At 67.4% G+C, this 26,560-nt stretch carries 25 protein-coding genes and 1 tRNA gene; 21 read left to right on the top strand and 5 right to left on the bottom strand.

Annotated features, from left to right (window positions below):
* Positions 1 to 62 precede the first annotated feature (62 nt).
* Positions 63 to 437, top strand: a complete 375-nt coding sequence (locus PQI23_RS09900) for a tyrosine-type recombinase/integrase (protein WP_339974057.1) — start codon at positions 63 to 65, stop codon at positions 435 to 437.
* 79 nt (positions 438 to 516) lie between these two features.
* On the opposite strand, the gene PQI23_RS09895 is transcribed toward PQI23_RS09900, so the two are convergent.
* Positions 517 to 598, bottom strand: a tRNA-Leu gene (locus PQI23_RS09895).
* A gap of 30 nt (positions 599 to 628) precedes the next feature.
* Positions 629 to 1,381, bottom strand: a complete 753-nt coding sequence (locus PQI23_RS09890) for a TIGR00645 family protein (RefSeq protein ID WP_339974055.1) — start codon at positions 1,379 to 1,381, stop codon at positions 629 to 631.
* A 100-nt stretch (positions 1,382 to 1,481) separates the two neighbouring features.
* On the opposite strand from PQI23_RS09890, the gene PQI23_RS09885 reads away from it, so the two are divergent.
* The 7 genes from PQI23_RS09885 to PQI23_RS09855 all read left to right on the top strand — a co-directional run bounded on the left by PQI23_RS09885 (position 1,482) and on the right by PQI23_RS09855 (position 9,479).
* Positions 1,482 to 2,564, top strand: a complete 1,083-nt coding sequence (locus tag PQI23_RS09885) for a TerC family protein (protein WP_339974054.1) — start codon at positions 1,482 to 1,484, stop codon at positions 2,562 to 2,564.
* Between the two features lie 215 nt (positions 2,565 to 2,779).
* A complete protein-coding gene (leuC, locus tag PQI23_RS09880) occupies positions 2,780 to 4,318 on the top strand; it encodes a 3-isopropylmalate dehydratase large subunit (protein ID WP_339974052.1) in 1,539 nt (512 codons plus the stop codon).
* 3 nt (positions 4,319 to 4,321) lie between these two features.
* The gene (gene leuD, locus PQI23_RS09875; protein ID WP_339974050.1) at positions 4,322 to 4,924 is read left to right on the top strand and encodes a 3-isopropylmalate dehydratase small subunit; all 603 of its coding nucleotides are present in this window, start codon (positions 4,322 to 4,324) and stop codon (positions 4,922 to 4,924) included.
* Positions 4,921 to 6,375 carry a UDP-N-acetylglucosamine 1-carboxyvinyltransferase gene (murA, locus tag PQI23_RS09870; RefSeq protein ID WP_339974048.1) on the top strand — a complete coding sequence of 485 codons (1,455 nt, stop codon included), beginning with the start codon at positions 4,921 to 4,923 and terminating at the stop codon, positions 6,373 to 6,375. Before leuD ends, murA begins: the two co-directional genes overlap by 4 nt.
* A 79-nt stretch (positions 6,376 to 6,454) precedes the next feature.
* Positions 6,455 to 7,231, top strand: coding sequence for a lysophospholipid acyltransferase family protein (locus PQI23_RS09865; protein WP_339974046.1), 777 nt, complete (start codon positions 6,455 to 6,457; stop codon positions 7,229 to 7,231).
* The gene (locus tag PQI23_RS09860; RefSeq protein ID WP_339974044.1) at positions 7,228 to 8,349 is read left to right on the top strand and encodes an NAD(P)H-dependent glycerol-3-phosphate dehydrogenase; all 1,122 of its coding nucleotides are present in this window, start codon (positions 7,228 to 7,230) and stop codon (positions 8,347 to 8,349) included. Before PQI23_RS09865 ends, PQI23_RS09860 begins: the two co-directional genes overlap by 4 nt.
* A 5-nt stretch (positions 8,350 to 8,354) precedes the next feature.
* A complete protein-coding gene (locus PQI23_RS09855) occupies positions 8,355 to 9,479 on the top strand; it encodes a D-alanine--D-alanine ligase family protein (RefSeq protein ID WP_339974069.1) in 1,125 nt (374 codons plus the stop codon).
* Positions 9,480 to 9,491: 12 nt separating this feature from the next.
* Here PQI23_RS09855 and PQI23_RS09850 read toward each other — a convergent pair whose 3' ends face one another.
* Complete coding sequence (locus PQI23_RS09850) at positions 9,492 to 9,986, bottom strand: DUF3515 family protein (RefSeq protein WP_339974042.1); 495 nt, start codon at positions 9,984 to 9,986, stop codon at positions 9,492 to 9,494.
* A 100-nt stretch (positions 9,987 to 10,086) separates the two neighbouring features.
* Here PQI23_RS09850 and thiL point away from each other — a divergent pair, with 100 nt between their 5' ends.
* The 8 genes from thiL to PQI23_RS09810 all read left to right on the top strand — a co-directional run bounded on the left by thiL (position 10,087) and on the right by PQI23_RS09810 (position 16,873).
* Complete coding sequence (thiL, locus tag PQI23_RS09845) at positions 10,087 to 11,115, top strand: thiamine-phosphate kinase (RefSeq protein ID WP_445238420.1); 1,029 nt, start codon at positions 10,087 to 10,089, stop codon at positions 11,113 to 11,115.
* Positions 11,116 to 11,333: 218 nt separating this feature from the next.
* Positions 11,334 to 12,977: a hypothetical protein gene (locus PQI23_RS09840; RefSeq protein WP_339974038.1), complete on the top strand. Its 1,644-nt coding sequence runs from the start codon at positions 11,334 to 11,336 to the stop codon at positions 12,975 to 12,977.
* A 67-nt stretch (positions 12,978 to 13,044) separates the two neighbouring features.
* The gene (locus PQI23_RS09835) at positions 13,045 to 13,725 is read left to right on the top strand and encodes a hypothetical protein (protein ID WP_339974036.1); all 681 of its coding nucleotides are present in this window, start codon (positions 13,045 to 13,047) and stop codon (positions 13,723 to 13,725) included.
* Positions 13,726 to 13,773: 48 nt separating this feature from the next.
* Positions 13,774 to 14,394 carry a hypothetical protein gene (locus PQI23_RS09830; protein ID WP_339974034.1) on the top strand — a complete coding sequence of 207 codons (621 nt, stop codon included), beginning with the start codon at positions 13,774 to 13,776 and terminating at the stop codon, positions 14,392 to 14,394.
* Entirely contained in the window at positions 14,391 to 15,017 is a 627-nt protein-coding gene (locus tag PQI23_RS09825) for a hypothetical protein (protein ID WP_339974030.1), read from the top strand. Before PQI23_RS09830 ends, PQI23_RS09825 begins: the two co-directional genes overlap by 4 nt.
* Positions 15,014 to 15,640 (top strand): hypothetical protein, encoded by a 627-nt coding sequence (locus PQI23_RS09820; RefSeq protein WP_339974028.1) that lies wholly within the window; start codon positions 15,014 to 15,016, stop codon positions 15,638 to 15,640. Before PQI23_RS09825 ends, PQI23_RS09820 begins: the two co-directional genes overlap by 4 nt.
* Positions 15,641 to 15,704: 64 nt before the next feature.
* Entirely contained in the window at positions 15,705 to 16,349 is a 645-nt protein-coding gene (locus PQI23_RS09815) for a hypothetical protein (RefSeq protein ID WP_339974026.1), read from the top strand.
* The gene (locus PQI23_RS09810; RefSeq protein WP_339974024.1) at positions 16,346 to 16,873 is read left to right on the top strand and encodes a signal peptidase I; all 528 of its coding nucleotides are present in this window, start codon (positions 16,346 to 16,348) and stop codon (positions 16,871 to 16,873) included. Before PQI23_RS09815 ends, PQI23_RS09810 begins: the two co-directional genes overlap by 4 nt.
* On the opposite strand, the gene PQI23_RS09805 is transcribed toward PQI23_RS09810, so the two are convergent.
* Positions 16,870 to 18,459: a PucR family transcriptional regulator gene (locus tag PQI23_RS09805; RefSeq protein ID WP_339974022.1), complete on the bottom strand. Its 1,590-nt coding sequence runs from the start codon at positions 18,457 to 18,459 to the stop codon at positions 16,870 to 16,872. The two genes, PQI23_RS09810 and PQI23_RS09805, sit on opposite strands and share 4 nt — an antisense overlap.
* Positions 18,460 to 18,616: 157 nt before the next feature.
* Here PQI23_RS09805 and gabT point away from each other — a divergent pair, with 157 nt between their 5' ends.
* Positions 18,617 to 19,954 (top strand): 4-aminobutyrate--2-oxoglutarate transaminase, encoded by a 1,338-nt coding sequence (gene gabT, locus PQI23_RS09800; RefSeq protein ID WP_339974020.1) that lies wholly within the window; start codon positions 18,617 to 18,619, stop codon positions 19,952 to 19,954.
* A gap of 42 nt (positions 19,955 to 19,996) precedes the next feature.
* Positions 19,997 to 21,466, top strand: coding sequence for an NAD-dependent succinate-semialdehyde dehydrogenase (locus tag PQI23_RS09795; protein ID WP_339974018.1), 1,470 nt, complete (start codon positions 19,997 to 19,999; stop codon positions 21,464 to 21,466).
* A 183-nt stretch (positions 21,467 to 21,649) separates the two neighbouring features.
* Here the strand turns inward: PQI23_RS09795 and PQI23_RS09790 are convergent, their stop codons facing one another.
* The gene (locus PQI23_RS09790; protein WP_339974016.1) at positions 21,650 to 22,240 is read right to left on the bottom strand and encodes an RsmD family RNA methyltransferase; all 591 of its coding nucleotides are present in this window, start codon (positions 22,238 to 22,240) and stop codon (positions 21,650 to 21,652) included.
* Between the two features lie 43 nt (positions 22,241 to 22,283).
* Here PQI23_RS09790 and PQI23_RS09785 point away from each other — a divergent pair, with 43 nt between their 5' ends.
* The 3 genes from PQI23_RS09785 to PQI23_RS09775 all read left to right on the top strand — a co-directional run bounded on the left by PQI23_RS09785 (position 22,284) and on the right by PQI23_RS09775 (position 26,532).
* A complete protein-coding gene (locus PQI23_RS09785; RefSeq protein WP_339974014.1) occupies positions 22,284 to 24,497 on the top strand; it encodes an ATP-dependent DNA helicase RecG in 2,214 nt (737 codons plus the stop codon).
* Positions 24,498 to 24,653: 156 nt separating this feature from the next.
* Positions 24,654 to 25,565: an ABC transporter ATP-binding protein gene (locus tag PQI23_RS09780; protein WP_339974012.1), complete on the top strand. Its 912-nt coding sequence runs from the start codon at positions 24,654 to 24,656 to the stop codon at positions 25,563 to 25,565.
* Between the two features lie 64 nt (positions 25,566 to 25,629).
* Positions 25,630 to 26,532, top strand: a complete 903-nt coding sequence (locus PQI23_RS09775; RefSeq protein WP_339974010.1) for an ABC transporter permease subunit — start codon at positions 25,630 to 25,632, stop codon at positions 26,530 to 26,532.
* Positions 26,533 to 26,560 lie beyond the last annotated feature (28 nt).

The following is a 26,560-nucleotide window of genomic DNA, read 5'->3' as shown; positions in this document are numbered from 1 at the left end:
AGTACGAGGCCATCATGAACGAGCAGGTCGCACTCGCTGCCTGACTAATCTGTCACCTAAACGTGCAGCAGACCCAAGTGCTCGCCTCCTACAAGGTCGCCCGCGCCGAAGTGTCGTTCGATTTGGCGAAAGCCGATGCGTATGTGTTCGGTGACGACGAGGGCAAGCTGCGCTCACCCGACGCCATGACGAGCCGCTGGGATCGCCGCATGAACTGGCTCGCCAAGGCACACCCGACGCTGCCCCGCGTGACGATCAAGGGGCTGCGCCACACGCACGCCACACTCCTGCTGGAGCTTGGCGAGCATCCCAAGGTAGTACAGGAGCGCCTGGGGCACTCCACCATCACAACCACGATGAACATCTACAGCCATGTCACCCCGACGATGCAGAAAGCCGCAGCAGACCGCTTCGCGGCCCATCTCGGTGGGGCTTAGCACATATCTCAGCACATGGAACGAAAATGACCCCCAACCCGGTGATCTAAACCCCAGGTCAGAGGCCATTTTCTGTTCGTGCGCGAGGGGGGACTTGAACCCCCACGTCCGAGGACACTGGAACCTAAATCCAGCGCGTCTGCCAATTCCGCCACTCGCGCGTGCGCCGGCGAAGCCGACCGAGAACCACCTTAGCGGTCGTTCGAGACGATCTCCGCGCCAGCGGGAAGCGGTGCTCCTGCGGGGAGACGGACCGTGACGAAGTCGTCAGGAGCCGACGAACGCACCGGGTCCTCGCGCAGCCCGGCCTCGATCTTGCCGACGCTCAGCCCACCCGATCGGCCGGTGGCGTGATGCTGGCTCATGCGATCGATCCACGCGAGCGCGATGGCGGAGACGATGAACGCGAGGTGGATGACGACCTCCCACAGCACGCCGTCCCATGAGTAGAGCACGCTGCCGTCGGCGTTGCGCACCACGCCGTCATCCATGCGACCGACCTCGATGAAGGTCTTGAGCAGGTGGATCGACGAGATCGAGATGATCGACACGGCCAGCTTGACCTTGAGCAGGTTGGTGTTGACGTGCGACAGCCACTCGGGCTCGTCGTGGTGCCCCTGCACGCGAATCTTGGAGACGAAGGTCTCGTACCCGCCGATGATCACCATGATCAGCAGGTTCGCGATCATGACGATGTCGATGAGCGCGAGCACGCTGAGCATCACGTCGGTCTCGCTGATGTGTCCGGTCGCGACGACGTTCTCCACGAGGTGCCAGAGTTCGACGAAGAAGAGGACGACGTAGACGGCCTGCGCGATGATGAGACCGAGGTAGAGCGGGGCCTGGAGCCAGCGACTGGCGAAGATGAAGGCCGCGAGCGTGCGGGACGCCGGCCCCGGGCCGGCCTGCGCGCTGCGTTCGGTGATACTGGGTCGATTGCTCACGTAGTGGGCCCTCTCGTGCTGGTGAAGTGCACCATATGCTAGCGCAGCGCCGTTGTGGGATCGTGAACGGTGCGCGAGCGGCTCTCGCGGCGCGGCTAGTATGGCGGGAGCGAAAAGGAAGGTCGTGCCGTTGACTTCAGTGCTCCCGCTCTGGTTCGAGATCGGATCGATGATCGCCCTCGTGGTGATCCTCGTGATCGATCTCGCCCTGATCGTTCGACGCCCGCACGTTCCGTCCATGCGCGAGGCGAGTCTGTGGGTCGGCTTCTACGTGCTGCTGGCGCTGATCTTCGCCGGTGCGATCTTCCTGCTCGGCGATGTGCAGCACGGCACGGAGTTCCTGGCGGGGTGGTTGACGGAGTACAGCCTCTCGATCGACAACCTCTTCGTGTTCGTGCTGATCCTCGCAAGCTTCAAAGTGCCGAGCGCCTATCAGCAGCGGGCGCTCATGATCGGGATCGTGCTCGCCCTGGTCTTCCGGGGCGCCTTCATCCTGGTGGGAGCGGCGATCATCGAGCGCTTCATCGCGATCTTCTTCGTGTTCGGCGCATGGCTGATCTGGACGGCGTGGCAGCAGGTGAAGCCGGGCGGTGAGGGCGAGCACGGCGAGAACTGGGTCATTCGCCAGGTCAAGAAGGTGATGCCGTTCAGCGATCACTACGACGGCGGCAAGCTCCGCACGACGGTCGACGGCAAGCGCATGTTCACCCCGTTCCTCCTGGTGCTCATCTCGCTCGGAGTCACGGACCTGCTGTTCGCCCTCGACTCGATTCCCGCGATCTTCGGCATCACGCAGAGCGCCTTCATCGTGTTCACGGCGAACGTGTTCGCGCTCATGGGCCTTCGGCAGCTCTACTTCCTGCTCGGCGGCCTGCTCGAGCGGCTCGAGTATCTGAAGTACGGCATCGCCGCGATCCTCGCCTTCATCGGCGTCAAGTTGATTCTGCATGCGCTCCATGAGAACGAGCTGTCGTTCATCAACGGCGGCGAGCACGTGCCCGTCCCCGAGATCAACACCTGGGTGTCGCTCGGCTTCATCGTCGTGTCGATGCTGATCGCGACCGTCGCGAGCCTGGTGAAGGCGAATCGCGAGGCCCGCGCGCGCGGCGAGCATCTCCACCTCGGCGTCGCAGAGGGCCCGGATCAGATGGGGCAGGATCACCATCGCGCCAACCGGCACTAGCGTTTCCGGGGAGTGCGAGGCGGTGGTGGTAGACTCGCGCCATGCGTTCGCGGGCTCTGCTTCTTCATAGCCGCGACGGGGTCTAGTCCATCGGCCGCCCGTCGCGGAGTTCTCGCATGGTCGATCCACCGCGTCGATGCTCGCGAAATACTTTCGCGCCGCGCGGTGTTGAACAGCACAGTGCTGAGTGCACGGAACCGGGAAGAGAAGCACACATGAGCGAGCAGTTTGCGTCGGAGGCGGCCGTACGGCCCCGCACCCTGGCGGAGAAACTCTGGGACGATCACGTCGTCGTGAAGGGTGAGAACGGCCAGCCCGACCTCATCTACATCGATCTCCACCTCATTCACGAGGTGACGAGTCCGCAGGCGTTCGACGGGCTGCGCGTCGCCGATCGCCCGCTGCGCCGGGTCGACCTGATGATCGCGACCGAGGATCACAATACGCCCACGGTCAACATCACTCGCCAGATCGAGGATCCGACGAGCCGTCTGCAGATCGAGACCCTCCGGCAGAACGTCGCCGAGTTCGGCGTCCGCGCTCATCCACTGGGCGATCGCGAGCAGGGCATCGTCCACGTGGTCGGCCCGCAGCTCGGGCTGTCCATGCCCGGCATCACGGTGGTCTGCGGCGACAGCCACACCTCGACGCACGGCGCGTTCGGCGCCCTGGCGTTCGGCATCGGAACGAGCGAGGTCGAGCACGTCATGGCGACGCAGACCCTGCCGCTGAAGCCGTTCAAGACCATGGCGATCAATGTGGAGGGCGAGCTCCGCCCCGGGGTCACGGCGAAGGACATCATTCTCGCCGTCATCGCGAAGATCGGCACCGGCGGAGGCCAGGGCTACGTGCTCGAGTACCGCGGGTCCGCGATTCGCGGGCTCTCTATGGACGGGCGCATGACCATGTGCAACATGTCGATCGAGGCCGGTGCCCGTGCCGGCATGGTCGCACCCGATGAGACGACGTTCGAGTACGTGAAGGGCCGCCCGCACGCGCCCAAGGGCGCCGACTGGGACGAAGCGGTTGCCTATTGGAAGACGCTGCCGACCGACGAAGGCGCGGTCTTCGACAAGGAAGTATTCATCGACGCGAGCGCGCTCGAACCGTTCGTCACCTGGGGCACGAACCCGGGCCAGGGCGTTCTGCTCAGCGAGACCGTTCCCGATCCCGAGACCATCGCCGATGCCGATGAGCGCGCCGCCGCCGAGCGCGCGCTCGAGTACATGGATCTGACCGCGGGTACTCCGATGAAGGAGATTCCGGTCGACGCCGTGTTCATGGGCTCGTGCACGAACAGCCGACTCGACGATCTCCGCACGTTCGCCGAGCTCATCAAGGGCAAGCGGAAGGCCGAGGGCGTTCGACTCATGGTGGTGCCGGGCTCGGCGCGCGTGCGCGCGGAGGCGGAGGCCGAGGGGATCGACCGCATCGTCGAAGCGTTCGGCGGCGAGTGGCGCTTCGCGGGGTGCTCGATGTGCCTCGGCATGAACCCGGACCAGCTGGCTCCCGGTGAGCGCTGCGCGTCGACGTCGAACCGGAACTTCGAGGGGCGCCAGGGCAAGGGCGGCCGTACGCATCTCGTGTCGCCCCTGGTCGCTGCGGCGACCGCGATCCGAGGTACGCTGTCGAGCCCCTGGGATCTGCAGGAGGACCTCGAGAAGGGCATCACGCACGACGCCCCGGAGGGCTCCGAGCTGCCGGTGCGCCGGCGCATCCCCATCATGCCCGTATCCGAGAAGGCGGGAGCCTGAACCATGCAGAAGTTCACGACCTTCACCGGCGTCGCGGCTCCGCTGAAGCGGTCGAACGTCGACACCGATCAGATCATCCCGGCAGTGTTCCTGAAGCGCGTCACGAAGACGGGCTTCGACGACGCGCTGTTCTCCCACTGGCGGCAGGACGAGAACTTCGTCTTGAACCAGCCTGCGTTCCAGGGTGCTGAGATCCTCGTCGCCGGGGCGGACTTCGGCACGGGCTCATCGCGCGAGCACGCCGTGTGGGCGCTCCGCGACTACGGCTTCCGCGTCGTCATCTCTCCGCGCTTCGCCGATATCTTCCGCGGCAACTCGGGCAAGCAGGGGCTGCTCGCAGCGCAGGTGACCGAGGACGACGTGAAGCGCATCTGGGCCGCGATCGACGCCGACCCGGGCATGGCCGTCACCGTCAGCCTGGAGGATCGCACCATCGCGGCCGGCGAGCTCACGATCCCCTTCGAGGTCGATGACTACACGCGTTGGCGCCTGATGGAGGGCCACGACGATATTTCTTTGACGCTCCGCGATGCGGACGCCATTACCAGGTTCGAGGCGAACCGCCCGAGCTGGATGCCGACAACGACCCCCGTGGAGGCCGAATGACCAAGCAAACCGTGAACGAGGCCGAGCTGGAGGCAGTGGAGCAGGTTTCTGCGGAAGCCGCGGCGGCGGAGGAGTCCGAGGCCGCGGGCCGCAAGCTCGACGCTCAGAAGGCGGGCGCTCGGGTCGGGTTGACCTCCGATGAGATCATCATCAACGGCGGACGCCCCTTGAAGGGCCGCATCGAGGTGCGCGGCGCGAAGAACCTCGCGACGAAGGCGATGGTCGCGGCGCTGCTCGGCAAGACCCCGAGCGTGCTGCGCAACGTTCCCAACATCTCGGATGTGCGGGTTGTGGCGGGGCTTCTCGCGCTGCACGGCGTGCTCATCACGCGAGGCGAGCAGGCAGGGGAGTGGCGCCTCGATCCGTCCAATGTCGAGGTGGCGCACCAGGCCGACATCGACGCTCATGCAGGATCGTCGCGCATTCCGATCCTCTTCTGCGGCCCGCTGCTGCATCGCCTCGGAGAAGCATTCATCCCCGACCTCGGGGGGTGCCGGATCGGCGATCGCCCGATCGACTTCCACCTCGATGCGCTCCGCAACTTCGGCGCCGTCATCGAGAAGCTGCCGAGCGGCATCAGCCTCACCGCCCCGAACGGGCTCAAGGGCGCGAACATCGAGCTGCCCTACCCGTCGGTCGGCGCGACCGAGCAGGTGCTGCTCACGGCCGTGCTCGCCGAGGGGCAGACGGAGCTGCGCAACGCCGCCATCGAGCCCGAGATCGTCGACCTCATCTGCATTCTGCAGAAGATGGGCGCCATCATCTCGATGGAGCCGAACCGGGTGATCTTCATCGAGGGCGTGCCCGAACTCCGAGGCTACGACCACCGCGCGATCTTCGACCGCAATGAAGCAGCCAGCTGGGCCGCGGCCGCGCTCGCGACGAAGGGCGACGTGTTCGTCGGCGGTGTCGAGCAGGAGGAGATGATGACCTTCCTCAACGTCTTCCGCAAGGTGGGCGGCGATTTCGACGTGCACGACGACGGCATCCGCTTCTGGCACCCGGGCGGCGCGCTCAAGCCGGTCACGATTGAGACCGATGTGCACCCCGGCTTCATGACCGACTGGCAGCAGCCGCTCGTGGTGGCACTCACGCAGGCCGAAGGGCAGTCGACCATTCACGAGACGGTCTACGAGAATCGTTTCGGTTTCACGGATGCCCTCGTCAAGATGGGTGCCGACATCGTGGTGTACAAGGAGGGCCTGCATGACGAGGCTCGTCGGGTGAAGCGCCGCGAGTTCGAACAGGCGGCCGTCATCACCGGACCGACTCCGCTGCACGGCGCCGATATCGAGGTGCCGGACCTGCGCGGCGGCTTCAGCCACCTCATCGCCGCTCTGACGGCGGAGGGCCAGTCGAAGGTCACCAACCTCGGGATCATCTCCCGCGGCTACGAGAACTTCATCGAGAAGCTGCGTCTGCTCGGCGCGGATTTCGTCTACGAGAGCTGAGCCGCGACTCGCCTGCGATTGCGGCGGTTGCCCGGGGCGTATGCCGTCGAGCAACCGCCGCATTCGGGATAATGGATGCATGACTGACACCGTGAAGTTCCGCAGCCGACTGTCGCCGGAGAAGCGTCGGCCCTCGGTGTTCTGGGTGCTGGCCGCGCTGATCCTGCCGGTCTGGTCGCTCATGGTGCGCTATCGTTTCACGCCGCAGTCGAAGCTTCCGGAGCGGGGCCCGTTCATCCTCGCTCCGAACCACTACAGCGAAGTCGACCCGATCGCGATGGGGGCCGCGGTGTGGCACCTCGGTCGGCTGCCCCGGTTCATGGCGAAGGCGAGCCTCTTCAAGGTTCCCGTGCTCGGCGGGCTGATGCGAGCATCCGGTCAGGTTCCCGTGCAGCGCGACGGGGTGGCGCGTTCGGCGAGCCCGGACGGCAACCCGATGAGCGCCGCGTCGCAGATCATCGAGCGGCAGGACGGGGTGATCGTGTACCCGGAGGGGACGTTGACGCGCGATCCGGATCTGTGGCCGATGCGGGGCAAGAGCGGTGCGGTGCGACTCGCCATCGAGTCGGGCATTCCGCTGATCCCGGTCGCGCACTGGGGCACGCACCGTTTGATGCCGCGGTACGCGAAGCGACTGCATCCGTTCCCTCGGAAGACGATCGAGGTGTCGATCGGCGAGCCGCTCGATCTGAGTCGGTTCGCCGGCAAGCCGGTCGACCAACGGGTGATCAACGAGGCGACGCGCGAGCTCATGGATGCCATCACCGCGCTCCTGGCGGGCCTCCGCGGGGAGCAGGCGCCGCCTGAGCGCTGGGATCCGAGCAAGCATCAGCAGAGTGAAACGGGGCGCTTTTGAGTACTCGATCCGGAGCAGCGGGATCGACTCACGCCGATCGCAACAGCGGGCGCACCGTCGCCGTCATCGGGGCGGGAAGCTGGGGCACGACCTTCGCGAAGGTGCTCGCGGATGCCGGGTGCGACGTCACGATATGGGGACGGCGACCCGAGATCGCGAACGAGATTCGCGTGGCGCGCCGCAACAGCCAGTATCTTCCCGGCATCAACCTGCCGAAGACGCTCAAGGCGACCGACGATCTCGCGACCGCGCTGCGCGGCGCCCGGCTCGTGTTCCTCGCTGTGCCGAGCCAGACGCTGCGCCAGAACCTCATCGATCTGGAGCCGTATCTCGAGCGGCGCTCAGTGCTCGTCAGCCTCGTGAAGGGCGTCGAGAAGACCACCACGATGCGCATGTCCGAGGTGATCGCCGACACCCTCGACCTCGAGCCCGAGCGCATCGCGGTCGTCTCCGGCCCGAACATCGCTCTCGAGATCGCGAAGGAGCAGCCGACCGGAGCCGTCGCATCGTGCGCGGACCTCGGCGTCGCTCAGGAGGTCGCGATGGCCGCCAGTGCGCCGTACTTCAGAACGTACGTCAACACCGACGTGATCGGAACCGAACTCGGCGGGGTGCTGAAGAACCTCATCGCGCTCGCGATCGGCATCGTCGACGGGGTCGGATACGGCGAGAACACCAAGGCCGCGATCATCACACGTGGGCTCGCCGAGATGACGGAGTTCTCCGTGGCCTCCGGCGCCGATCCGGCCACGCTCTCTGGCCTCGCCGGCCTCGGCGACCTGATCGCCACGTGCCAGTCGCCTCTCTCCCGCAACAACACCGCGGGGCGTCTGATCGGTCAGGGGTACACGCAGGAGGAGACCCGCGAGCAGATGCAGCAGGTCGCCGAGGGCATCACCTCCGTACCGCCCGTGCTCGAGCTCGCGCGAGAACGCGGCGTGCTCATGCCGATCGTCGAGCAGGTGCAGATGGTGCTGACCGGGAAGATGCAGCCGAAGCATCTGGGCCCGCACCTCGCGACCGAGGACGACGTGCCGCAGGCGGAGCTCAGCCTGGGCGCACCTCAGATCGGTCGGCTGAAACGACTGTTCGACCGTATGAAGGGAACACGCGCGTGACCGGGATGGCGACTCAGCAGCAGACTCTCGCGAAGCGCACGGTCGTGCTGCTCTTCGGCGGTCGGTCGAGCGAGCACGGGATCAGCTGCGTGACGGCGGCCGGGGTGCTCCGCGCCATCGACCGTGCGAGGTTCGATGTGATCCCGGTGGGAATCACCAAGCACGGCGCGACCGTGCTGATGCAGGAGGAGGACCTCGCCGAGTACCGACTCGACGCGGTCGCGCTTCCCGAGGTGGTCGACAATGGAACGCGCGTGCTGTGGCCGGCGTCCACCGCAACCCGATCGCTCACCGTGATCGAGGAGTCGGGCGCGCTCCGCAGCCTCGGTCATGCGGACGCGGTGCTCCCGATGCTGCACGGACCCTACGGTGAAGACGGCACAGTGCAGGGCATGCTCGACCTCGTCGACCTTCCCTACGTCGGCAGTGGCGTGCTCGGCTCGGCGCTCTGCATGGACAAGCACGCGGTCAAGACGGTGCTCGCCGATGCGGGGATCGCGGTTGCGCCGTGGAACACCGTGACGCGCTCTCAGTTGGACGCGGACCCGTCTCTGGTGTCGCGACTCGACTCCGGTCTGCACTATCCGCTGTTCGTGAAGCCGGCGCGCGCGGGCTCCAGTATGGGCGTCACCAAGGTGACTGCGCCCGCGCAGCTGCCCGAAGCGCTCGACGTCGCGTTCGCAGAGGATCGCACAGTGCTCATCGAATCCGGCGTCGTCGGCCGCGAGGTCGAGATCGCGGTGCTCGAGGGGCGTGGAGATCAGCGCCCCCGCACCAGCACCGTGATCGGGGAGATCGTGATCTCCGACGGCGGATTCTACGACTTCGCGTCGAAGTATCTCGACGGTTCCGGGGTGCGCCTGGACCTGCCCGCTGCCGTGAAGGATTACGAGTTCGAGGCGCTGCAGCGCGATGCGGTGCTCGCATTCGAGATCGCGCAGTGCGCGGGACTGGCGCGCGTCGACTTCTTCTTGACGGAGAACGGCCCCGTGCTGAACGAGATCAACACGCTGCCCGGGTTCACGCCGATCTCGATGTATCCGCGGCTGTGGGAGGCGTCGGGACTGAGCTACACCGATCTCATCACCGAGCTGATCGAACTCGCCGTCGAACGCCGCCCCGCGTACTGAGCGGGTGGGTCGCTACTGCTTCGCGCCCGGCACGTCGAACGTGTCGGAGAGCGTCGTGCACTGGCGCTCCTGCGGCAGCTGCTGCACGACGGCATTGAGGTCGACGGTGGTCTCGGTGCCGCTCACCTGATCGGAATCGACGTACACGGCGAGACCGGGAGCGCGCCCGTACGGTTCGAACCGGTAGATCGGCGCAGCCGAGTCGTCGATCACCCAGTCGACGCCGTTTACGTTGACGCAGGTGTCGGTGGTCGGCCCGCTCGGCTCGACGCCGCAGACGAGCTGCACGGCCCCATCGCCCCAGGCGCCCGTCGACTGCGCGTTGGTGTAGCGGCGATCCTCGCCCGCGACGATATCGGGGAGGCGCACGATCACGTCGGCGCACGCAGGGTTGTTCGCGTCGTCTGCGGCCTCCATCGGCACGATCGGCGCACAGGCCGACATGAGCGTCGCCGTGCTTGCGAGTGCTGCTGAGAGTGCGACGATCTTCAGTGCGCGAGACTTCACCGCTCCAGCCTACTCGCCGTCGACTGGCCGAGTGCTGCGCGCGGCGTCGTGCCTGCGCGGCGGTAGCGTGGAACCCGTGGAATCACACGAGGAATCGACGATGACCGTGGGTGAGCTGGGGGAGTCGGGGGTGCTCGCTCGAGTGCTCGCGCGGTTGTCCGAATCGAGTTCTGCCACTCTCGGGCCCGGCGACGACTGCGCGGTTCTCGGGCACGACGGAGACATCGTCGTCACCACGGACACCATGATCGAGGGCCCCGACTTCCGCCTCGCCTGGCACGACGGTTTCGAGCTGGGATGGAAGCTCGCGGCGACGAACCTCTCGGATGTCGCCGCGATGGGCGCGCGACCGACCGCTCTGACGGTCGCGCTCGCCGTGCCGCGCGATACTCCGGTGGCTTTGCTGGAGCGCATCGCCGAGGGGCTCGACTCGGCGTGCCGAACCCTGTCTCCCGGGTCGGGAGTGGTCGGCGGCGATCTCGGCCGTGCCCCCGTGATCACCGCGGCGGTGACCGCGATCGGCGATCTCGAGGGCCGACGCCCGATCACGCGCTCCGGAGCGCGCGCGGGAGACATCGTGGCGTATGCGGGGGAGTTGGGGCTGGCGGGGCTCGGGCTCTCGTTGCTCTTCAGCAATGCCGTTGCGCCGGACGGGACCGCGAGCGCCGAGGGCGTTGCGGAGCTGTGGGCGGCTCATCCCGAAGCGATAGCCGCGCAACTCGCGCCCGCTCCGCCGATTCCGCTCGGAGTGATCGCTGCACAGGGCGGCGCCACGGCGATGATGGATGTCTCCGACTCCCTCTCCATCGACAGCGAGCGTCTCGCCAGAGCGAGCGGCGTTCGCGTCGACTTCTCCACCGCGCTGCTCGAGCAGGGCTTCGGCGATCAGAGCGCGGCCGGGGTGCCGGTGGATGCCATGCTGCACGGCGGTGAGGATCACGGTCTACTCGCGACGTTCCCGGCCTCCGCTCCGCTGCCCGTCGGGTTCACTCGGATCGGCGACGTGCTTCCGGCGGGCCCGCCGCCGGCTTCTGCGGAGGGCGAAGCCGGCCGCCTCTCGCTCGACGGAGCGGCGCTCACCGCTCGCGGTTGGGATCCGTACACCGTGCAGTATCCGGGCAGTGCGTGAGCGGATCGAGAATCAGCCCTCCTCCGTGGCGACGTTGACGAATCGGCACTCCGTTGTCGCACATGACGCACTCTCATTACGTACCGCGGGAGCCGTGACTACTTAAACGGCGACCCACCACTACTGAAAACGCTGATCAACGCGGGAAATTCGTGGCGCATCGCAATCGCGAAGCGTACAGTAGCAGCAATTTTCGGGGTTTGGTTGGAGGTCGACGCGTGGGTAGACGGAGGATCTTCGGAGCGTCGCTGATGGGCGTCGCTGCGGTCGCGATCCTGGCACTCACGGCAACGACGACAACGGCCGGTTTCCAGTCGGAGAGCTACGCACGGGCTGAACTGGCCACGGAAGCGATGGTGCCGGCCTACCCGGTTCGACAGGACATGTCTCCGGGCTCGGCCCTGTTCCTCAACAGTTCCGGTGAGCTGTACGTGTCGGGTGACCGCAGGAGCGGAGACGGAGCAGGCAATGCCAGCACCGGGCTCAATCTCGCGCCACCGAATCGGGTGGTGTTTCCCGACGGTGTTCGAATCGTCGATGCCGGGTCGTCGGGCAACGACTTCAACTGGGGGCAGCAGACCTTGTTCTCAGCCCTCGACGACCAGGGACGAGTGTGGACGTGGGGTCAAGCTTGGGGCGGTCCCACCCTGATCGGACGCGGATCGATCTCAGCGGCGGAGTCGCGGACGCCTGGACAGGTCACCACAACAGACACCGGGCAGGCGCTGCCGCAGATCATCGATCTTCAGCAAATCGAGAATCAGGTGTACGCGCTCGACGTGAACGGCACGCTCTGGGCGTGGGGGTACGGCGGCGAGAACATGCCGACCCCGACGACCGGGAACAAGCCGCTCCCATCCCGAGCGAACACCACGACCGCTAATCCGGGACTGGGTGCCTGCACGTCCAACAACACCGGCGACGTCGTCTGGCATACGATCTGGGGCGGATACGTCTCCGCCGGCGGCGTCGCGACGAACGGCTTGATCTACACCTGGGGATGGGACAACTCCAACGGAGTGAACACGACTCAGACCAATCAGGGGTGCCCAATCCTCAATCAAGGGGCGAACCGCGTGCTGTTCGAGAACTATCCCGAGCTGTATCAGACCGCCGATGGGCTCACGTACAACCCCGCGGAACTCGCAACGGAAGCGGAGCGCACGGCACGATACGAGGCGATCGTGGCTCACACCGCCACCACCACTTCGGCACGGTGCGGGCAGCCGACCGGCAAAGTGAACGGCGTCGACGTCAGCGAGTGCCCGGTGAGGCAATTGGGTTTCTCGACTCGCGCACCACGATTGCTGCTGCAGAACGGCGACCTCTACACCTGGATGGTGTCGACGGACACCACCTACGGTCTCCACTTCCTCGGGCGCCCCAGCAGCACGAATGCGTCAGACCCCAGTTTCCGCAATAGGCCCGCGCTTGCGCTCTCGAACGTCGATTCCACGGTCTCAGGTGTTGGTTCGATGCAAGCGCTCACCCGTGACGGCCTCGTCTACGGGTGGGGGCGCAACAACTACTGCCAGGCCGTCGGCGAGCGCACCTCGGGTACGAACGCGTGCACCAGCAATGTCGCAGCTGACATCGTCACGCTGCCTCGTCTCGTGGGCGGTCTGCCCGAGGGAGTTCCCATCGCGAGACTCAGTTCGACGCAGTGCGCCGCGTGGGCGACCTCTGCAGACGGTGCGGTCTGGGGGTGGGGCGGAGGCACGATCGTGGCAACCGGGTGGGTCACCTGCGGCACGGCCGGGTCCACGTACAAGATCCACGACCAACGCGCCGCGACCATCTCCGCTCCTTTCGGGACCCCCATCACGGCGACATCGACGGCGACCACGCCCGTGCTCGAATGACCATCACAGCTCCCCGCCGATGACACTTCGGCAACGCACTCGCATCATCACTCGAAAGGCGACACTCATGAACGAACCGCAGCAGCTCGCAGAACTCCGCACGACCCGCTCAACCGGGAAGAAGCGGCTGATCATCGCCGGCGGCGCCCTGATCGGCGTCGGCGCACTCGCCACAGTCGCCGCCTTCACCGATTTCGGACTGCTGAACCTCGGGGGTGATGGCGGGTTCGGCGGGCCCGACAACGCGTACAACATTCAGGTCTCAGCGGGTCAGGAGGATACCGTCGCCGGCGTCGCCAACTGGATCGAAGCAAACCCTGAAGCGGTGGACGTCGTGCCGATCGAGGGCGCAGATGCGCTCGTTCCGGGAGGTGCGCCCGTCGACGTGAACATTCCCGTGCTGAACGCGTCGCCGACGTTCGGATCGACGCTGGAGGTCGCGATCGAAGACACCACTCCGGCTGACGCCGACACCACCCAGGAGGCGAGGAACACCAGCTACGCGAGTCTCGTCAGGATCAGCATCGCCCAGGTCGCCGACGCGTCGACCGCGCCGACGACCTGGGTCATCGAAGACGCCACCATCTCCGAGGCGAACACGGCGCTGAACGATCTTGACGCCGAGGCCGGAATCGTCACCGTCGTCAGAGTCGGACTCGCCGAAGGGGCCACTCAGGAAGAGACCAACGCGGCAAACGGCGGCATGGTGAACCTGCAAGCGCGCTTCGACGGCACGTCGGTGAACTGACCGAGCGGCCGAGCTCATCCGAACCCACTCCGAGGCAGGTGATCCACGGTGCATACGCGGCTAGGAAGCGCCGGTCGTCGCGACCGCGCTGCTGCAATCGGCGCGGTCGCGCTGCTCGTTGCCGGGCTCATCATGATTGCTGTCAACACGCTGACGGCCGATGCGCGCGGAACTGGAAGCGTCGGCGGACACGCAGTGATCGGAGCAGCGGGGGCGGATGCGTTCGCCGTGCAGGTGACGGGGCACTTCGGCGAAGGTTGGGAACCAGGCGATGCGGACTGGGAGTTCGCGAGAACGGACGGATTCGATGTTCCTGTGGAACCGGGTGGGGGGTTCGGGCCGGGAGCATCGCGTACCTTCACACTCGGCGTGCGCAACGCGAGCCCGCAGCTGCCGGGCACGATCGGCATGGAGATCGTGAATCGCGATCCTGCCAAGCCGGCATTGTTCGACCGTCTCCTGTACACCGTCGAACTGCGCGGAGACGTGCTGATCGATCGCGTCCCCGGGAGCGAACTGGCGTCGCTGCCCCCGCTCGAACTCGGATACTTCGCCGCCGGCGAGGCGAAGACGCTCACCATGACGGTCACGATGCCCGAGGATGCGGGGAACGATCTGCAGCGCGAAGCCGCACGGGTGCAGGTCGCAATGCGGGGTGCATCGCAATGAGACGTTCGCTGATCGTCGGTGCGATGCTGTGCGGCATCGGTTCCGTGCTTCTGATCGGCAGCACCAGCGCTGCATTCACTCAATCGTTCACGGCTGGCGGAACGCTCGCTGGAGCAGTCGTCGTCGCCCAGGGGACGGACCCGGCGGACCGGTACGGCGATCCCGAGCAACCCAACGTCGTCGCAGAAGTGACCCCGGAGTCCCGCGGGATCGCCACGCTCTACGATGATCAGCGCCCGTATCCGACACGCCCGTCGGCGAGCTTCGACGTGAGAGCCGCGCTGCTCGAGGGCTCTGCTCCGGCGGACCTGCGAGCGGTGCTGAGCACGACGGATGCAAGCTCGGCGGACATCGCGCCCCATCTCAGGTTCGGCATCGAAGTCGATGGGGAGAATCAGGATCCCGGAGGCATCCCGAGAAGCATCGAGCAGATCAACGACGCAGGCGGGATACGCATCGGTGCACGGCAGGCAGGCGACGCCGCTGCTCAGATCGGGATCACGGTCTGGCTCGCCACCGATACACCTCGGGAGGCCTACAGCCGGGACGTTCCGGTAGACGTGACCATCATCGCTGAGACAACTCCCGGGTCGACGTTCGAAGTAGAGGTGACGCTGCAATGAGAAGACGTGGCGTTATCGGCACCGCGATCCTCGTTCTCGCGCTGCTCGGCACCGGCACCGCCCCGGCGCTGGCAGCCGAGGTCCTCGCTCCCGAGGGGCCGACCAGCGTGGAAGTCCGTGTGATCGGGCCGGGGCACGACGTGCACTGGGAGATGGCCGCGCGAAACATCAGCAGCGGATCGGTGGCGCCCACCTTTCGCGTGACCGAGATCACTGGCGATCTGTTCTCCGGGCCGCACCCCGCCATGATCGAGCTCTCCGACGGAGGCGACGTCATATTCAACGGCTCGGCTTCGGATCTCGTCGGAGAAGCCTTCGACGTCGGTGAACTCACGCCCGGTGCACTCGCGTCGCTTTCCGCATCGGTGCACCTGCCGGCCGCCGCCGGCGACGAGTATCGGACTGCGGCAGGGATCGTGAACTGGGAATTCGTCGCCTTCGCTCCCGACGCGCCGGCGCCGACCCCGCCCTCGGCACCCGAGAAGCCGCCGCGGCCCGGTCTTCCCATCACCGGAGCTCCGGACCTCACCGCGCTCGCCGCATGGGTGATCATCGGTGGCGCGTTCATCCTGATACTCTCGCGCGGCATCCGACGGACCGACGGAAACGGAGACGACTCATGAACGCGTCTCGCACCGGACGGGGCCGCGCAGTCTCAAGTCGCCTGGTGCATCGGGGCCCCGAACCTTGGCGCTCCTCCTGATCGCCGCAGGTGCGCTGGCGGTCGGCGGCGCCGCGATCGGTCCGACGATGGCGGCCTACACCGATCACGCCGAACTCGGCATCGCCGCGCACACGCAGTTCGACGCAGTCTTCATCGATGCCGACGATACGGTGACCGGGTTCGGTCCGGAGGGCATCGAGGCCGAGCTGACTGCGGCGGAATCGTATGTTCCCGGGGCGACGGCGGTCGCCACGCTGCGTATCGGAAACAACAGCTCCCAGGTGCCGATGACACTCGCTGCGACGCTCAGCGGAGCAGGGAACCTGAGCCCGGTCATCCGGGTGTCGGCCGAACTGTCTCGGGGTGATGGCAGCACCGAGACGCTGCTCGGGAATCCGGAGGCGCCGGAAGCGGGAGTGCCGCTCGCAGATGCAGCGATTCCGAGTTTCACCCTCGACGCTCGGGGCGCGGAGCCTCTGCCGAACGGTGCGCTGTGGTCGGGCCCGCAGAGCAGTGCCGCGACGCTGCGGATCTTCCTGCATGTGCTCGACGTCCCCGAACTGCAGGCGCGCGACAGCGGTGAGATGACGGCGACAATCGCGCTGACGGCCTCCTCCGGTGACGAGAGCAGTGACCCGAACCGGAGTGGAGGAGAAACGTCGACGTGAAAGCCTTTCAGATCGTCCGCTCGCTGCTGTTCACCTGCAGCGCGATCGTGGGTGCGCTCTCGATCCTGCTCGTGATCGTCACCCTGGCGTCTGGGCTCCGGCCGCTCGTCGTCATATCGGGATCCATGGAACCGGGAATACCGACGGGCTCACTGATCCTCTCCCGCACCGTGCCCGCGGCGGACCTCGCGGTCGGCGACGTCGTGACCGTTCCCCGACCAGACGGGAGAGGACCGGTGACGCACCGTATCGTTGCGATCGAAGCCGAAGGGGATGGCAGCTTCGCGCTCGAGTTGCAGGGCGATGCGAATGCGTCGAAGGATCCGCAGCCCTACCGGGTCGCAGAGGCGGGCCTCCTGCAGTTCACCCTTCCGCACGTCGGCGTGTTCGTCCAGGTCGTACGCAGCCCCCTGGGGCTCGCAGGGATCGCCGTGTTTCTGGTCGGGCTGGTGCTGCTCTCCTTCGTGAAACCGGGGCGAACCGAGCCCTCCGTCGTCCCGGCAGTCGGAGACCGCGCGCCCTAAGCGCGCTCAGCACGGGTTGCGGAGCTGAGGGCCGGCGCGGGCGCCTCAGAAGTGATACGGAGCGCCGCCCACAGATCGGCACGTACGTCGGGGGATTCGAGGTCGACCTGCAGCAGTTGCGCGGCCGTCCGCACGCGCGATGTGAGCGTGTGGCGATGCAGGCCGAGCTCGATCGAGGCCGCGCTCGTCTGTCCGTGGTGCGCGAGCCAAGCGGTCAGCGCTTGCTCGATGCGATCGCCGTGACGATCATCATGGTGCCGCACGGGCGCGAGCAGGAGCTCGGCGCGACGTCTCGCCTCCGGGTTCCTGTCGAGCAGGTGAATGACGCCTTCGTGCGTGGCGGGCGAGTAGTCGACGGGCGCGCGCGCGCCGCTCGAGGTCGCCCGGTCGAGCGCGAGTTCGGCCTGCAGCAGCGCCTCGCGAAGGTGCTCGAGCGCGGCGCGATCTGAGATCCCCGCAGCGAGCCCGTGAGCTGAGAAGAGGCGCCGGAGGGCAGGGAGGTGTCGGGCCTCGGCGACGATGAGCGGATCCGAGTCGAAGGTCGCGGTGAACAGGCCGGGGCTGCCGGCGTCGAGCGACTGCAGGTCTTCGGCGAAGGTCGGGTCGAGGTGATCCGGAATCTCATAGCGCACCAGCACGACGGGGCCCTGCGGAAACCGCGCGAGGACGCCCGCCGATAAGCGTTCGGCGAGGGCGAGCTGCTCTGAGAGGAGCAATTCGACGATGGCGTCGCGAAGGGCTGCCTGAGCGGAACGGATACCGCTGCGATGCTCCAACTGCACGGTGGCCAGGGCGGCCACGAGACCATGCAGCGCTCGCTCGGCGGTGTCGGGCACTCCGCGCTCCTCGACGGCGAGCACGCCGAGTGCATGACCCCGCCGGCCGAGCGCTCGCAGCTGCATTCCAGTGCCCGCCTCCGTTTCAATGCGTCCCGCACTGACGTCGCGCTCGATGAGGCGTCGTGCTTCGCGCCGGACCCAGTCGACGGCAAGATCGGGCCGAGCGCGCTCCGGTGCGAATTCGACGATGCGGCCGAAGCGATCGGTGATGCACACCCAGTGGCCCAGTCGTGCGGCGGCTTCCTGCACCGCCGCCCTGAGCCCGTCGCGGTGCAGCGACGCGTTCGCCACCGCCCGTTGCGATTCCAAGGACCAGATATCGCGATCCCGAGTCTTCGCCTCGAGCAGCCGAGCGGCGGTCTGCACGATCTCGATGAACGCGGTGTCGTACGGCACCCGGAAGAGCGGCAGGTCGAGCCGGTCGCAGGCCGAGACGACGAGCGACGGCACACGGTCCCAATGGAGGCCGACGGCGACGCCGAGTGCGGTCACCCCGGCGTCGATGAGGCGCCGCACGTAGTCGTCGGCATCGTCGCCCGAATGCATGGACCCGAACCGAGCACCGGTCGTGAGGAGGACCGTGCGCGGAGTGAGGAACGGAGCGGGGTCCTCGAGCTCGCTGACGTGCACCCACTGCACGGGGCGCGTCGACGCCGCACGGCTCGCTCCGGCGATCAGCGCGAGCTCGAGCTGGTACTGATGCAGGAGCTCTCCGAGTTCGATCGTCGGGCCCGACGCGGTGTCCATATTCCCTCCGGATGCGCTTCTGCCAACATGGCGAAAGTGATGGTGATCAAACTCCATTCTGGCAGATTGCAAACCGCCCGGCAGGCCGTAGGCTGATCCCGCACCTTCACGCACCCCGCGATCGCGGGGTGCCCGAGACCCACAAGGAGAATCAGTCATGACAGCAGTCACCGGCGGTCCCTCGCTTCCGCAGGAGCGCAAGCTCGTCACCAGCATCCCCGGCCCGAAGTCGCAGGAGATGCTCGCGCGCAAGAACGCCGCAGTCGCATCCGGCGTGGGAGTCGCACTTCCCGTTTCCATCGTCGCGGCGGGCGGCGGCGTCATGGTCGACGTCGACGGCAACTCGCTGATCGACCTCGGCTCGGGCATCGCCGTCACGGGCGTCGGCAATGCGGCCCCCGCAGTCGTCGAGGCCGTGACCAATCAGGTGCAGCAGTTCACGCACACCTGCTTCACCGTCACCCCGTACGAGGGATACGTCGCCGTCGCCGAGAAGCTCAACGAGGTCACCCCCGGCGACCACGAGAAGCGCTCGGCTCTCTTCAACTCGGGTGCCGAGGCAGTGGAGAACGCGATCAAGATCGCACGTCACTACACGAAGAAGAACGCCGTCGTCGTCTTCGACCACGCCTACCACGGGCGCACCAACCTCACGATGGGCATGACGGCGAAGAACATCCCCTACAAGGACGGTTTCGGCCCGTTCGCCCCCGAGGTGTACCGCGTGCCGACGTCGTACCCGTTCCGCGACGGACTCTCCGGTGCCGATGCGGCGGCAGTCGCGCTGAGCCAGATCGAGAAGCAGGTCGGCGCGGGCAACCTCGCCGCGATCATCATCGAGCCGATCCAAGGCGAGGGCGGCTTCATCGCTCCGGCCGAGGGCTTCCTGCCCGCGCTGCAGGAGTGGGCGACCGCCAACAACGTCGTCTTCATCCTCGACGAGGTGCAGACCGGTTTCGCCCGCACCGGTGACCTCTTCGCAGCGAACCACGAGGGTGTCGTGCCCGACCTCGTCACGACCGCCAAGGGCATCGCCGGCGGCCTGCCGTTGTCCGCAGTGACCGGCCGCGCCGAGATCATGGATTCCGCTCACGCCGGCGGACTGGGCGGCACCTACGCGGGCAGCCCGATCGCCTGTGCCGCGGCGCTTGCGACCATCGATACGTACGAGCGGGAGAACCTCACGGAGCGCGCTCGAGAGATCGGTGCGATCATCGACGAGTTCTTCGGCGAACTGCAGAAGACCGACGATCGCATCGGCGACATCCGCGGACGCGGCGCGATGAAGGCGATCGAGCTCGTCGAGTCGGGATCGAAGAAGCCCGCCGCCGCTCTCACCGGTGCGATCGCCAAGGCGGCCGGTGAGCAGGCGGTCGTCGTGCTCACCTGCGGGACGTACGGCAACGTCATCCGCTTCCTGCCGCCGCTCTCGATCTCCGACGAGCTGCTGCGCGAGGGCCTGCAGGTCGTCGCCGACGCTCTCACGGCGAACTGATCCGCGTCTCCCGATCCAGAATCTTCTGAAAGGACACGAAACATGGCACTGAAGCCCAACGAGCAGGAACTGCTCGACCGCGTCGCCTCCGGTCTCGGCATCGGCGGCAGCTGGGAGCCGTCGACCTCCGGTGCGACGCTCGACGTGCACGACCCCGCCACCGGTGAGGTCATTAAGTCGATCGCCGACGCGACCGTCGAGGACGCCGTGCGCGCGCTCGATGCCGCCGTCGAAGCGCAGGAGAAGTGGGCTGCGACCTCGAGTCGCGAGCGCTCGAACATCCTGCGCCGTGCGTTCGACCTGCTGATGGAGCGCAAGGAGGAGTTCGCGCTCCTCATGAGCATGGAGATGGGCAAGCCCATCGCCGAGGCTCGCGGCGAGGTCGTGTACGGCGGCGAGTTCCTCCGCTGGTTCTCGGAGGAGGCCGTGCGGGTCCCCGGCGATTACCGCCAGAACCCCGAGGGCACCGGCACGATGATCGTCTCGCAGATGCCCGTCGGGCCCTGCTACTTCATCACACCGTGGAACTTCCCCCTCGCGATGGCGACCCGCAAGATCGCTCCCGCTCTCGCTGCGGGCTGCACCGTGGTCATCAAGCCGGCTGCGCTCACTCCGCTGACCACGATCTTCTTCGCGCAGCTCCTCGAAGAGGCCGGTCTGCCGGCGGGCGTCGTGAACGTCGTCGCGACCTCGAAGTCGAGCGCTCAGTCGAGCGCGCTGCTCTCCGATCCGCGTCTGCGCAAGCTCTCCTTCACCGGCTCGACGCCCGTGGGCGTGAAGCTGCTGCAGGCTGCGGCGCAGAACGTGCTCCGCACCTCGATGGAGCTCGGCGGCAACGCCCCGTTCATCGTCTTCGAGGATGCGGATCTCGATAAGGCCGTCGAGGGCGCGATGCTCGCGAAGTTCCGCAACATCGGCCAGGCCTGCACGGCGGCGAACCGTATCATCGTGCACGAGTCGGTCGCCGACGAGTTCGCGCGTCGTGTCGGCGAGAAGGTCGGCGCCATGACCATCGGCCGTGGCGCCGACGAGGGCAACGACATCGGAGCGCTCGTCGAGGAGAAGGCCGTGACCAACACGGCTCGTCTCGTCGCCGACGCGGTGGAGACCGGCGCGAAGATCGTCACGGGCGGCGAGGCCGTCGACGGCCCGGGGCACTTCTTCCAGCCCACCGTCATCGATCACATCAGCCCGCAGGCGGCGATCATGCGCGAGGAGATCTTCGGGCCCGTGCTCGGCATCGTCCGCTTCTCCACCGAGGAGGAGGCGGTGGAGATCGCGAACAACACCGAGTACGGTCTCGTGAGCTACGTGTTCACCGAGAACATCGGGCGCGGTCACCGCATGATCGAGAAGCTCGAAACCGGCATGATGGGCCTGAACACCGGTCTCGTCTCGAATGCTGCGGCGCCGTTCGGCGGTGTGAAGCAGTCGGGCATCGGCCGCGAGGGCGGCTTCGAGGGCATCCACGAGTTCCTCTCGTCGAAGTACACCCTGCTGCCGCGCTCCTGAGCGTCGCGGCGAGCTGAACGGGCTCGGGATCGCAAGATCCCGGGCCCGTTTGCATTTCTCACGCCCCGGCATCATGCGGTGGATTCGGCGTTGTACAGTGACGGATGCGCGATGTCATCCGTCTGATGCCGGATCTCCTGCGCGAGCATCACGCGGAGTCCGGTGATGGATCCCTGAATCGGGTTACTGCGCGGGCTCCGCCCACCACAGCGCGGTTTCACCGTAGCGCTTCTCACGGACCGGCTGCAGGCTCGCGGGCCATGCGGGCTCGGGGGAGCGCGTGCTGCGCTCGACGAGCACCGCGCCGCCTGCGGCGAGCATCGGCCCCACCGCCGCGAGCACGTCGGCGATCTCGGTCTCCGAGTGATCGTACGGCGGATCGATCACCACCACGTCCCACTTCGGCGTCACCGTTCGTTCCGCCTCCGCGGTGAGGAACGTCAGCACCGACTTCCGCACGACGTCCACGCGGGGTGCGTCTGCGGCCGTGCGGGAGAAGGCGCCGAGCACGGTACGCGCATTGCGCCCCGCGGTGTCAGCGGCCTGCGGATGCTTCTCGACGAGTGTCACGGTTGCGGCGCCCCGGCTCGCCGCTTCGAGCCCGAGGGCTCCAGATCCCGCGTACAGATCGAGCACCCGCACGCCCTCGATCAAGTCCCACGAGGTGAGGGTGGAGAAGATCGCCTCGCGCACCCGATCGCTCGTGGGTCGCGTGCCCGACTTGGGAACCTCGAGTCGGAGGGAACCGGCGGCTCCGGAGATGATTCTCGTCACCGTTCGAGCGTAGCGCGTCGGAGGCCGGCGATACGCTGGAGTCATGACCCGGGCGACCCTCGACACCCCGCTCGCCGGAGTGGTGGGCGACCGCACCGCGAAACCGCTCGAGCGCGCCTTCGAGATGCGCACGGTCGGCGACCTGCTCTTCCACTTTCCGCGCCGGTATTCGCGAAGGGGCGAACTGACTCCGCTGAACGACCTGCCCGTGGGGGAGCAGATCGCGGTGGTCGCGCAGGTGCTGGATGTTCGCGAGCGGCAGATGCAGCGGCGCAAGGGCAGGCTGCTCGAGGTGCGCATCACCGACGGAGCGGGGTCGCTCACGCTCACGTTCTTCAATCAGCCGTGGCGGGGCCGAGAACTCCTGCCCGGAAAGCGGGGTCTGTTCGCCGGCAAGGTCAGCGAGTACCGCAATCAGCTGCAGCTGCAGCATCCCGAGTACGAGCTCTTCGAGAACCGAGATGATGCACCAGGCGGGGAGCGCCTCGATGAGGCGGCGGCGAAGGCGTGGTCGGAGACGCCGGTGCCCATCTACCCGGCCACGGCGCAGGTGCCGACCTGGACGCTGCACCGCGCGGTCGAGCTCGCCCTCGACGCACTGGGAGATGTGCCGGATCCGCTGCCCGACGAGATCAGAACGGCGGAGGGGATCGAACGGCTCGGGCGCGCCTTCGAGCACATCCATCGGCCTCAGCACGACGCCGACTGGCGAGCGGCGCGCGACAGCTTCCGCTTCCGAGAGGCGTTCGAACTGCAGCTCGCACTGCTCGATCGGCGCCGGCGTGCCGGCCTCGAGTCGAGCACCCCGCGGCCCGGAGGGGCGAGCGACGGGCCGCTCGCTCGATTCGACGCCGCGCTGCCGTTCGAGCTGACCGGCGATCAGCGGCGCGCCGGTGCGACGATCTCGGCCGAGCTCTCCGAGCCGCACCCGATGCACCGGCTCCTGCAGGGCGAGGTCGGCTCGGGCAAGACGCTCGTGGCGCTGCGCGCGATGCTGCAGGTGGCCGATGGCGAGGGGCAGAGCGCGCTCCTCGCGCCGACGGAGGTGCTCGCTGCGCAGCACTACCGCTCGATCGTCGAGGCGCTCGGGCCGAAGCTCACCGAGGAGCTGCGCCCGGTGCTCCTCACCGGGCGCATGCCCGTCGCTGAACGCAAGCGCGTGCTGCTCGCTCTCGTATCGGGCGCTTCCCGCATCGCCGTGGGCACGCATGCACTGCTCGGCGAAGGTGTTGCGTTCCTCGATCTCGGGCTGATCGTCGTCGATGAGCAGCACCGCTTCGGCGTCGAACAGCGCGAGGCGCTTCGGCAGAAGGGCGCCCAGCCCCACGTGCTGGCGATGACGGCCACGCCGATTCCGAGGACCGTCGCACTCACCGCGTTCGGCGACCTCGAAGTGTCGACGATCAGGGAGCTGCCGCCCGGGCGGCAGGGCATCTCGACGTTCGCGGTGCCCGAGATCGAGATGCCGAATCGTGCCGCTCGCGTCTGGGCGCGGTCGGGGGAGGATCTCGCGGCCGGCAGGCAGGTGTACGTCGTGTGCCCGGCAATCGCACCGGGCGAGGTCGAAGACGGCCTCGAGAGCCCGGAAGAGCCGGAGCCCTCGAGTGCGCAGGTCGGTACGGCCGCGTCATCGGAGACGCGGCGACTCGCAAACGTCGCGGAGACGGTCGATGAACTGCGCCGGCACCCGGCTTTCTCCGGCGTGGTGATCGAGGGCCTGCACGGAGGCATGCCGTCCGACGAGAAGGACCGGGTGATGCGGGGGTTCGCATCGGGCGCTATCGGGATGCTCGTGGCGACCACGGTCATCGAGGTCGGCGTGAACGTGCCGAACGCGTCGATCATGATCGTGCGCGATGCCGACCGGTTCGGCATCTCGCAGCTGCACCAGTTGCGGGGCCGAGTCGGTCGCGGCGAGCACGCCGGCCTCTGCCTCCTGATGACGACCGCGGCCGCGGGAACCGTGGCGCGCGAACGCATCGAAGCCGTGGCGGCGACTGCCGACGGGTTCGCGCTCGCGGAGATCGACCTCGAGCTGCGGCGCGAGGGCGACATTCTGGGTACGGCCCAATCCGGCGGCCGTTCGACGCTCAGGCTCCTGCGCGTCGCCGAGCACGGTCCGCTCATCGCGCACGCGAGGGAGGTGGCGCGTGAACTCCTCGACCGCGATCCCGAGCTCACGAGCGCGCCGGGTCTCGCCGAGATGGTCGCGAGAGATCACGAGGCGGGCCTGCTCGACAATCTCGCGAAGTCGTGATGCTCTCGGCCCTCCTGCGATGATCCGCCCACAGGGTGATCGACGCGGTACCCGGGTACTACACGGTGCGGCACTCGCGGCCGATGTGCGGAGCGGCCCCCGAACTTACCGTTGAAGCATCGCCGGAAACACAGCGGCGGCAGAAACGGAGACAACATGATCGAGGCGCGCGGGCTCACCAAGCAGTACGGCAGTAAAACGGCGGTCGACGACGTCAGCTTCAGCATCAAGCCCGGTCAGGTCACCGGGTTCCTGGGGCCGAACGGCGCGGGCAAGTCGACGAGCATGCGATTGATGCTCGGTCTGGATCGCCCGACCTCCGGCACCGTCACCGTCAACGGCGCGCGGTACGCCGATACGGCGGCCCCGCTGGGAGAGGTGGGAGCCCTGCTCGACGCGAAGGGCGTGCATCCGGGCCGCAGCGCCCGCAGTCACTTGAGGGCGCTCGCGGCGACGCACGGCATTCCGGATCGCCGGGTGTCGGAGGTGCTCGAGCAGACCGGGCTGTCAGCGGTCGCGAACCGGCGCGTCGGCGGCTTCTCCCTCGGCATGGGGCAGCGACTCGGCATCGCGGCGGCGCTGCTCGGGGACCCGCGGATCCTGATCCTCGATGAGCCCGTCAACGGTCTCGACCCCGATGGCGTGCTCTGGGTGCGGCAGCTGCTGCGCCATCTCGCCTCCGAGGGGCGCACGGTGCTGCTCTCGAGCCACCTCATGAGCGAGATGGCGCAGACCGCTGACCACGTGATCGTGCTCGGGAGAGGGCGCGTCGTCGCTGATGCGCCCATCGGCGAGTTCATCGGCGGCGCGCGCACTTCGAGCGTGGTCGTGCGCAGCCCGCAGGCGACGAAGCTCGCGTCGCTTCTGATGAGCGCCGAGCGAGACGGCGTCACGCTCGAGCCTCTCGGCGACGAGGGGTTCACGGCGCGTGGGCTTGCGGCCTCGGACATCGGCGCGGTCGCCGCGGCGTACGACATCGTGCTGCACGAGCTGAGCCCGCAGCAGGCGAGTCTCGAGGATGCGTACCTCGAGCTCACGCGCGGCGAGGTGGAGTACGCGACCTCATGATCGCGCGATTCCTCCCGCAGCGGCCATCCATCGACGTGAACTTCGACGTAGAAAAGAGACTCTCATGACTTCCACCATCGTGATCGACGCCGGCTCCGCGCCGGCGCAGCCCCCGACCCAGTCGCGCGCAGCAGGAGGTGTCGCCCGACGCGGAGTCACCTTCGGCGGCATCCTCCGCTCGGAGCGCATCAAGCTCACGTCGCTCAGGAGCATCAAGCTGACGCTGCTGATCACCGTGATCGTCGGCATCGGACTGAGCGCCGCCATCGGTCTGCTGTTCAGCAACGACATGCGCGCGGCGGCAGAGGGATCGGGTGGGCAGATCTTCGGCGGTGGCGACGAAGGGCTGCAGTACTACCTGCTCACCGTGTCGACGTTCGCGGCGCCCTTCCTCGCGCTCATCTTCGGCGTGCTCGGGGTGTTCGCGATCTCGAGCGAGTACTCGAGCGGCATGATCCTCTCCACGCTCGCCGCTGTGCCGAAGCGCACGCCGGTCTTCGCGGGGAAAGCGGTCGTACTCGGCATCGTCTCAGCGCTGACCGCGCTGGTGCTCGTCGCCGGCGGGCTCGTCGTCGCCGTGCTCTGCTATCCCGAGAGCGCTGCGCAGCTCGGCACGTCGATGGTGATCTCGGGGGCGCTCGGAACGGTGGCGTACCTGGTGCTCATCTCCTTCTTCGCGTTCGGCGTCTCGGTGCTCCTGCGCTCGACCGCAGGCGGAATCGCGGTCGTGGCCGGCGTGACGTTCGTGCTGCCGATCGCCTTCCAGATGCTGTCCATGACGGGCTGGGAGTGGGTGACGACCGTGAGCGAGTACCTTCCCGCGCAGCTGGGCACGATTCTCGCCCAGGGCACCATTGAAGTTGCGAGCGGGCCGAACTTCACGGTCGCGGCTCTCGCGATGGTCGTCTGGGCGGCGGTCGTCATGCTGCCGGCGGCAGTCGTCTTCAAGCGCCGGGACGCGCGCTGACGCCAGGTTTCGAGGGGAGGCGTACCGA

This window comes from Leucobacter sp. USCH14 (genome assembly GCF_037619215.1).
Taxonomy (GTDB): domain Bacteria; phylum Actinomycetota; class Actinomycetes; order Actinomycetales; family Microbacteriaceae; genus Leucobacter.
Note: the sequence above shows the minus strand (reverse complement) of the source record. Positions and strands in the feature narration are given on the sequence as shown.

What these genes read in the sequence shown, in the direction of transcription:
- PQI23_RS09885 (WP_339974054.1), top strand. Translation starts at nt 1,482, where the DNA reads ATGGCGGGAGCGAAAAGGAAGGTCGTGCCGTTGACTTCAGTGCTCCCG.
- leuC (WP_339974052.1), top strand. Translation starts at nt 2,780, where the DNA reads ATGAGCGAGCAGTTTGCGTCGGAGGCGGCCGTACGGCCCCGCACCCTG.
- leuD (WP_339974050.1), top strand. Translation starts at nt 4,322, where the DNA reads ATGCAGAAGTTCACGACCTTCACCGGCGTCGCGGCTCCGCTGAAGCGG.
- murA (WP_339974048.1), top strand. Translation starts at nt 4,921, where the DNA reads ATGACCAAGCAAACCGTGAACGAGGCCGAGCTGGAGGCAGTGGAGCAG.
- PQI23_RS09865 (WP_339974046.1), top strand. Translation starts at nt 6,455, where the DNA reads ATGACTGACACCGTGAAGTTCCGCAGCCGACTGTCGCCGGAGAAGCGT.
- PQI23_RS09855 (WP_339974069.1), top strand. Translation starts at nt 8,355, where the DNA reads ATGGCGACTCAGCAGCAGACTCTCGCGAAGCGCACGGTCGTGCTGCTC.
- thiL (WP_445238420.1), top strand. Translation starts at nt 10,087, where the DNA reads ATGACCGTGGGTGAGCTGGGGGAGTCGGGGGTGCTCGCTCGAGTGCTC.
- PQI23_RS09835 (WP_339974036.1), top strand. Translation starts at nt 13,045, where the DNA reads ATGAACGAACCGCAGCAGCTCGCAGAACTCCGCACGACCCGCTCAACC.
- PQI23_RS09825 (WP_339974030.1), top strand. Translation starts at nt 14,391, where the DNA reads ATGAGACGTTCGCTGATCGTCGGTGCGATGCTGTGCGGCATCGGTTCC.
- PQI23_RS09820 (WP_339974028.1), top strand. Translation starts at nt 15,014, where the DNA reads ATGAGAAGACGTGGCGTTATCGGCACCGCGATCCTCGTTCTCGCGCTG.
- PQI23_RS09805 (WP_339974022.1), bottom strand. Translation starts at nt 18,459, where the DNA reads ATGGACACCGCGTCGGGCCCGACGATCGAACTCGGAGAGCTCCTGCAT.
- gabT (WP_339974020.1), top strand. Translation starts at nt 18,617, where the DNA reads ATGACAGCAGTCACCGGCGGTCCCTCGCTTCCGCAGGAGCGCAAGCTC.
- PQI23_RS09795 (WP_339974018.1), top strand. Translation starts at nt 19,997, where the DNA reads ATGGCACTGAAGCCCAACGAGCAGGAACTGCTCGACCGCGTCGCCTCC.
- PQI23_RS09785 (WP_339974014.1), top strand. Translation starts at nt 22,284, where the DNA reads ATGACCCGGGCGACCCTCGACACCCCGCTCGCCGGAGTGGTGGGCGAC.
- PQI23_RS09780 (WP_339974012.1), top strand. Translation starts at nt 24,654, where the DNA reads ATGATCGAGGCGCGCGGGCTCACCAAGCAGTACGGCAGTAAAACGGCG.
- PQI23_RS09775 (WP_339974010.1), top strand. Translation starts at nt 25,630, where the DNA reads ATGACTTCCACCATCGTGATCGACGCCGGCTCCGCGCCGGCGCAGCCC.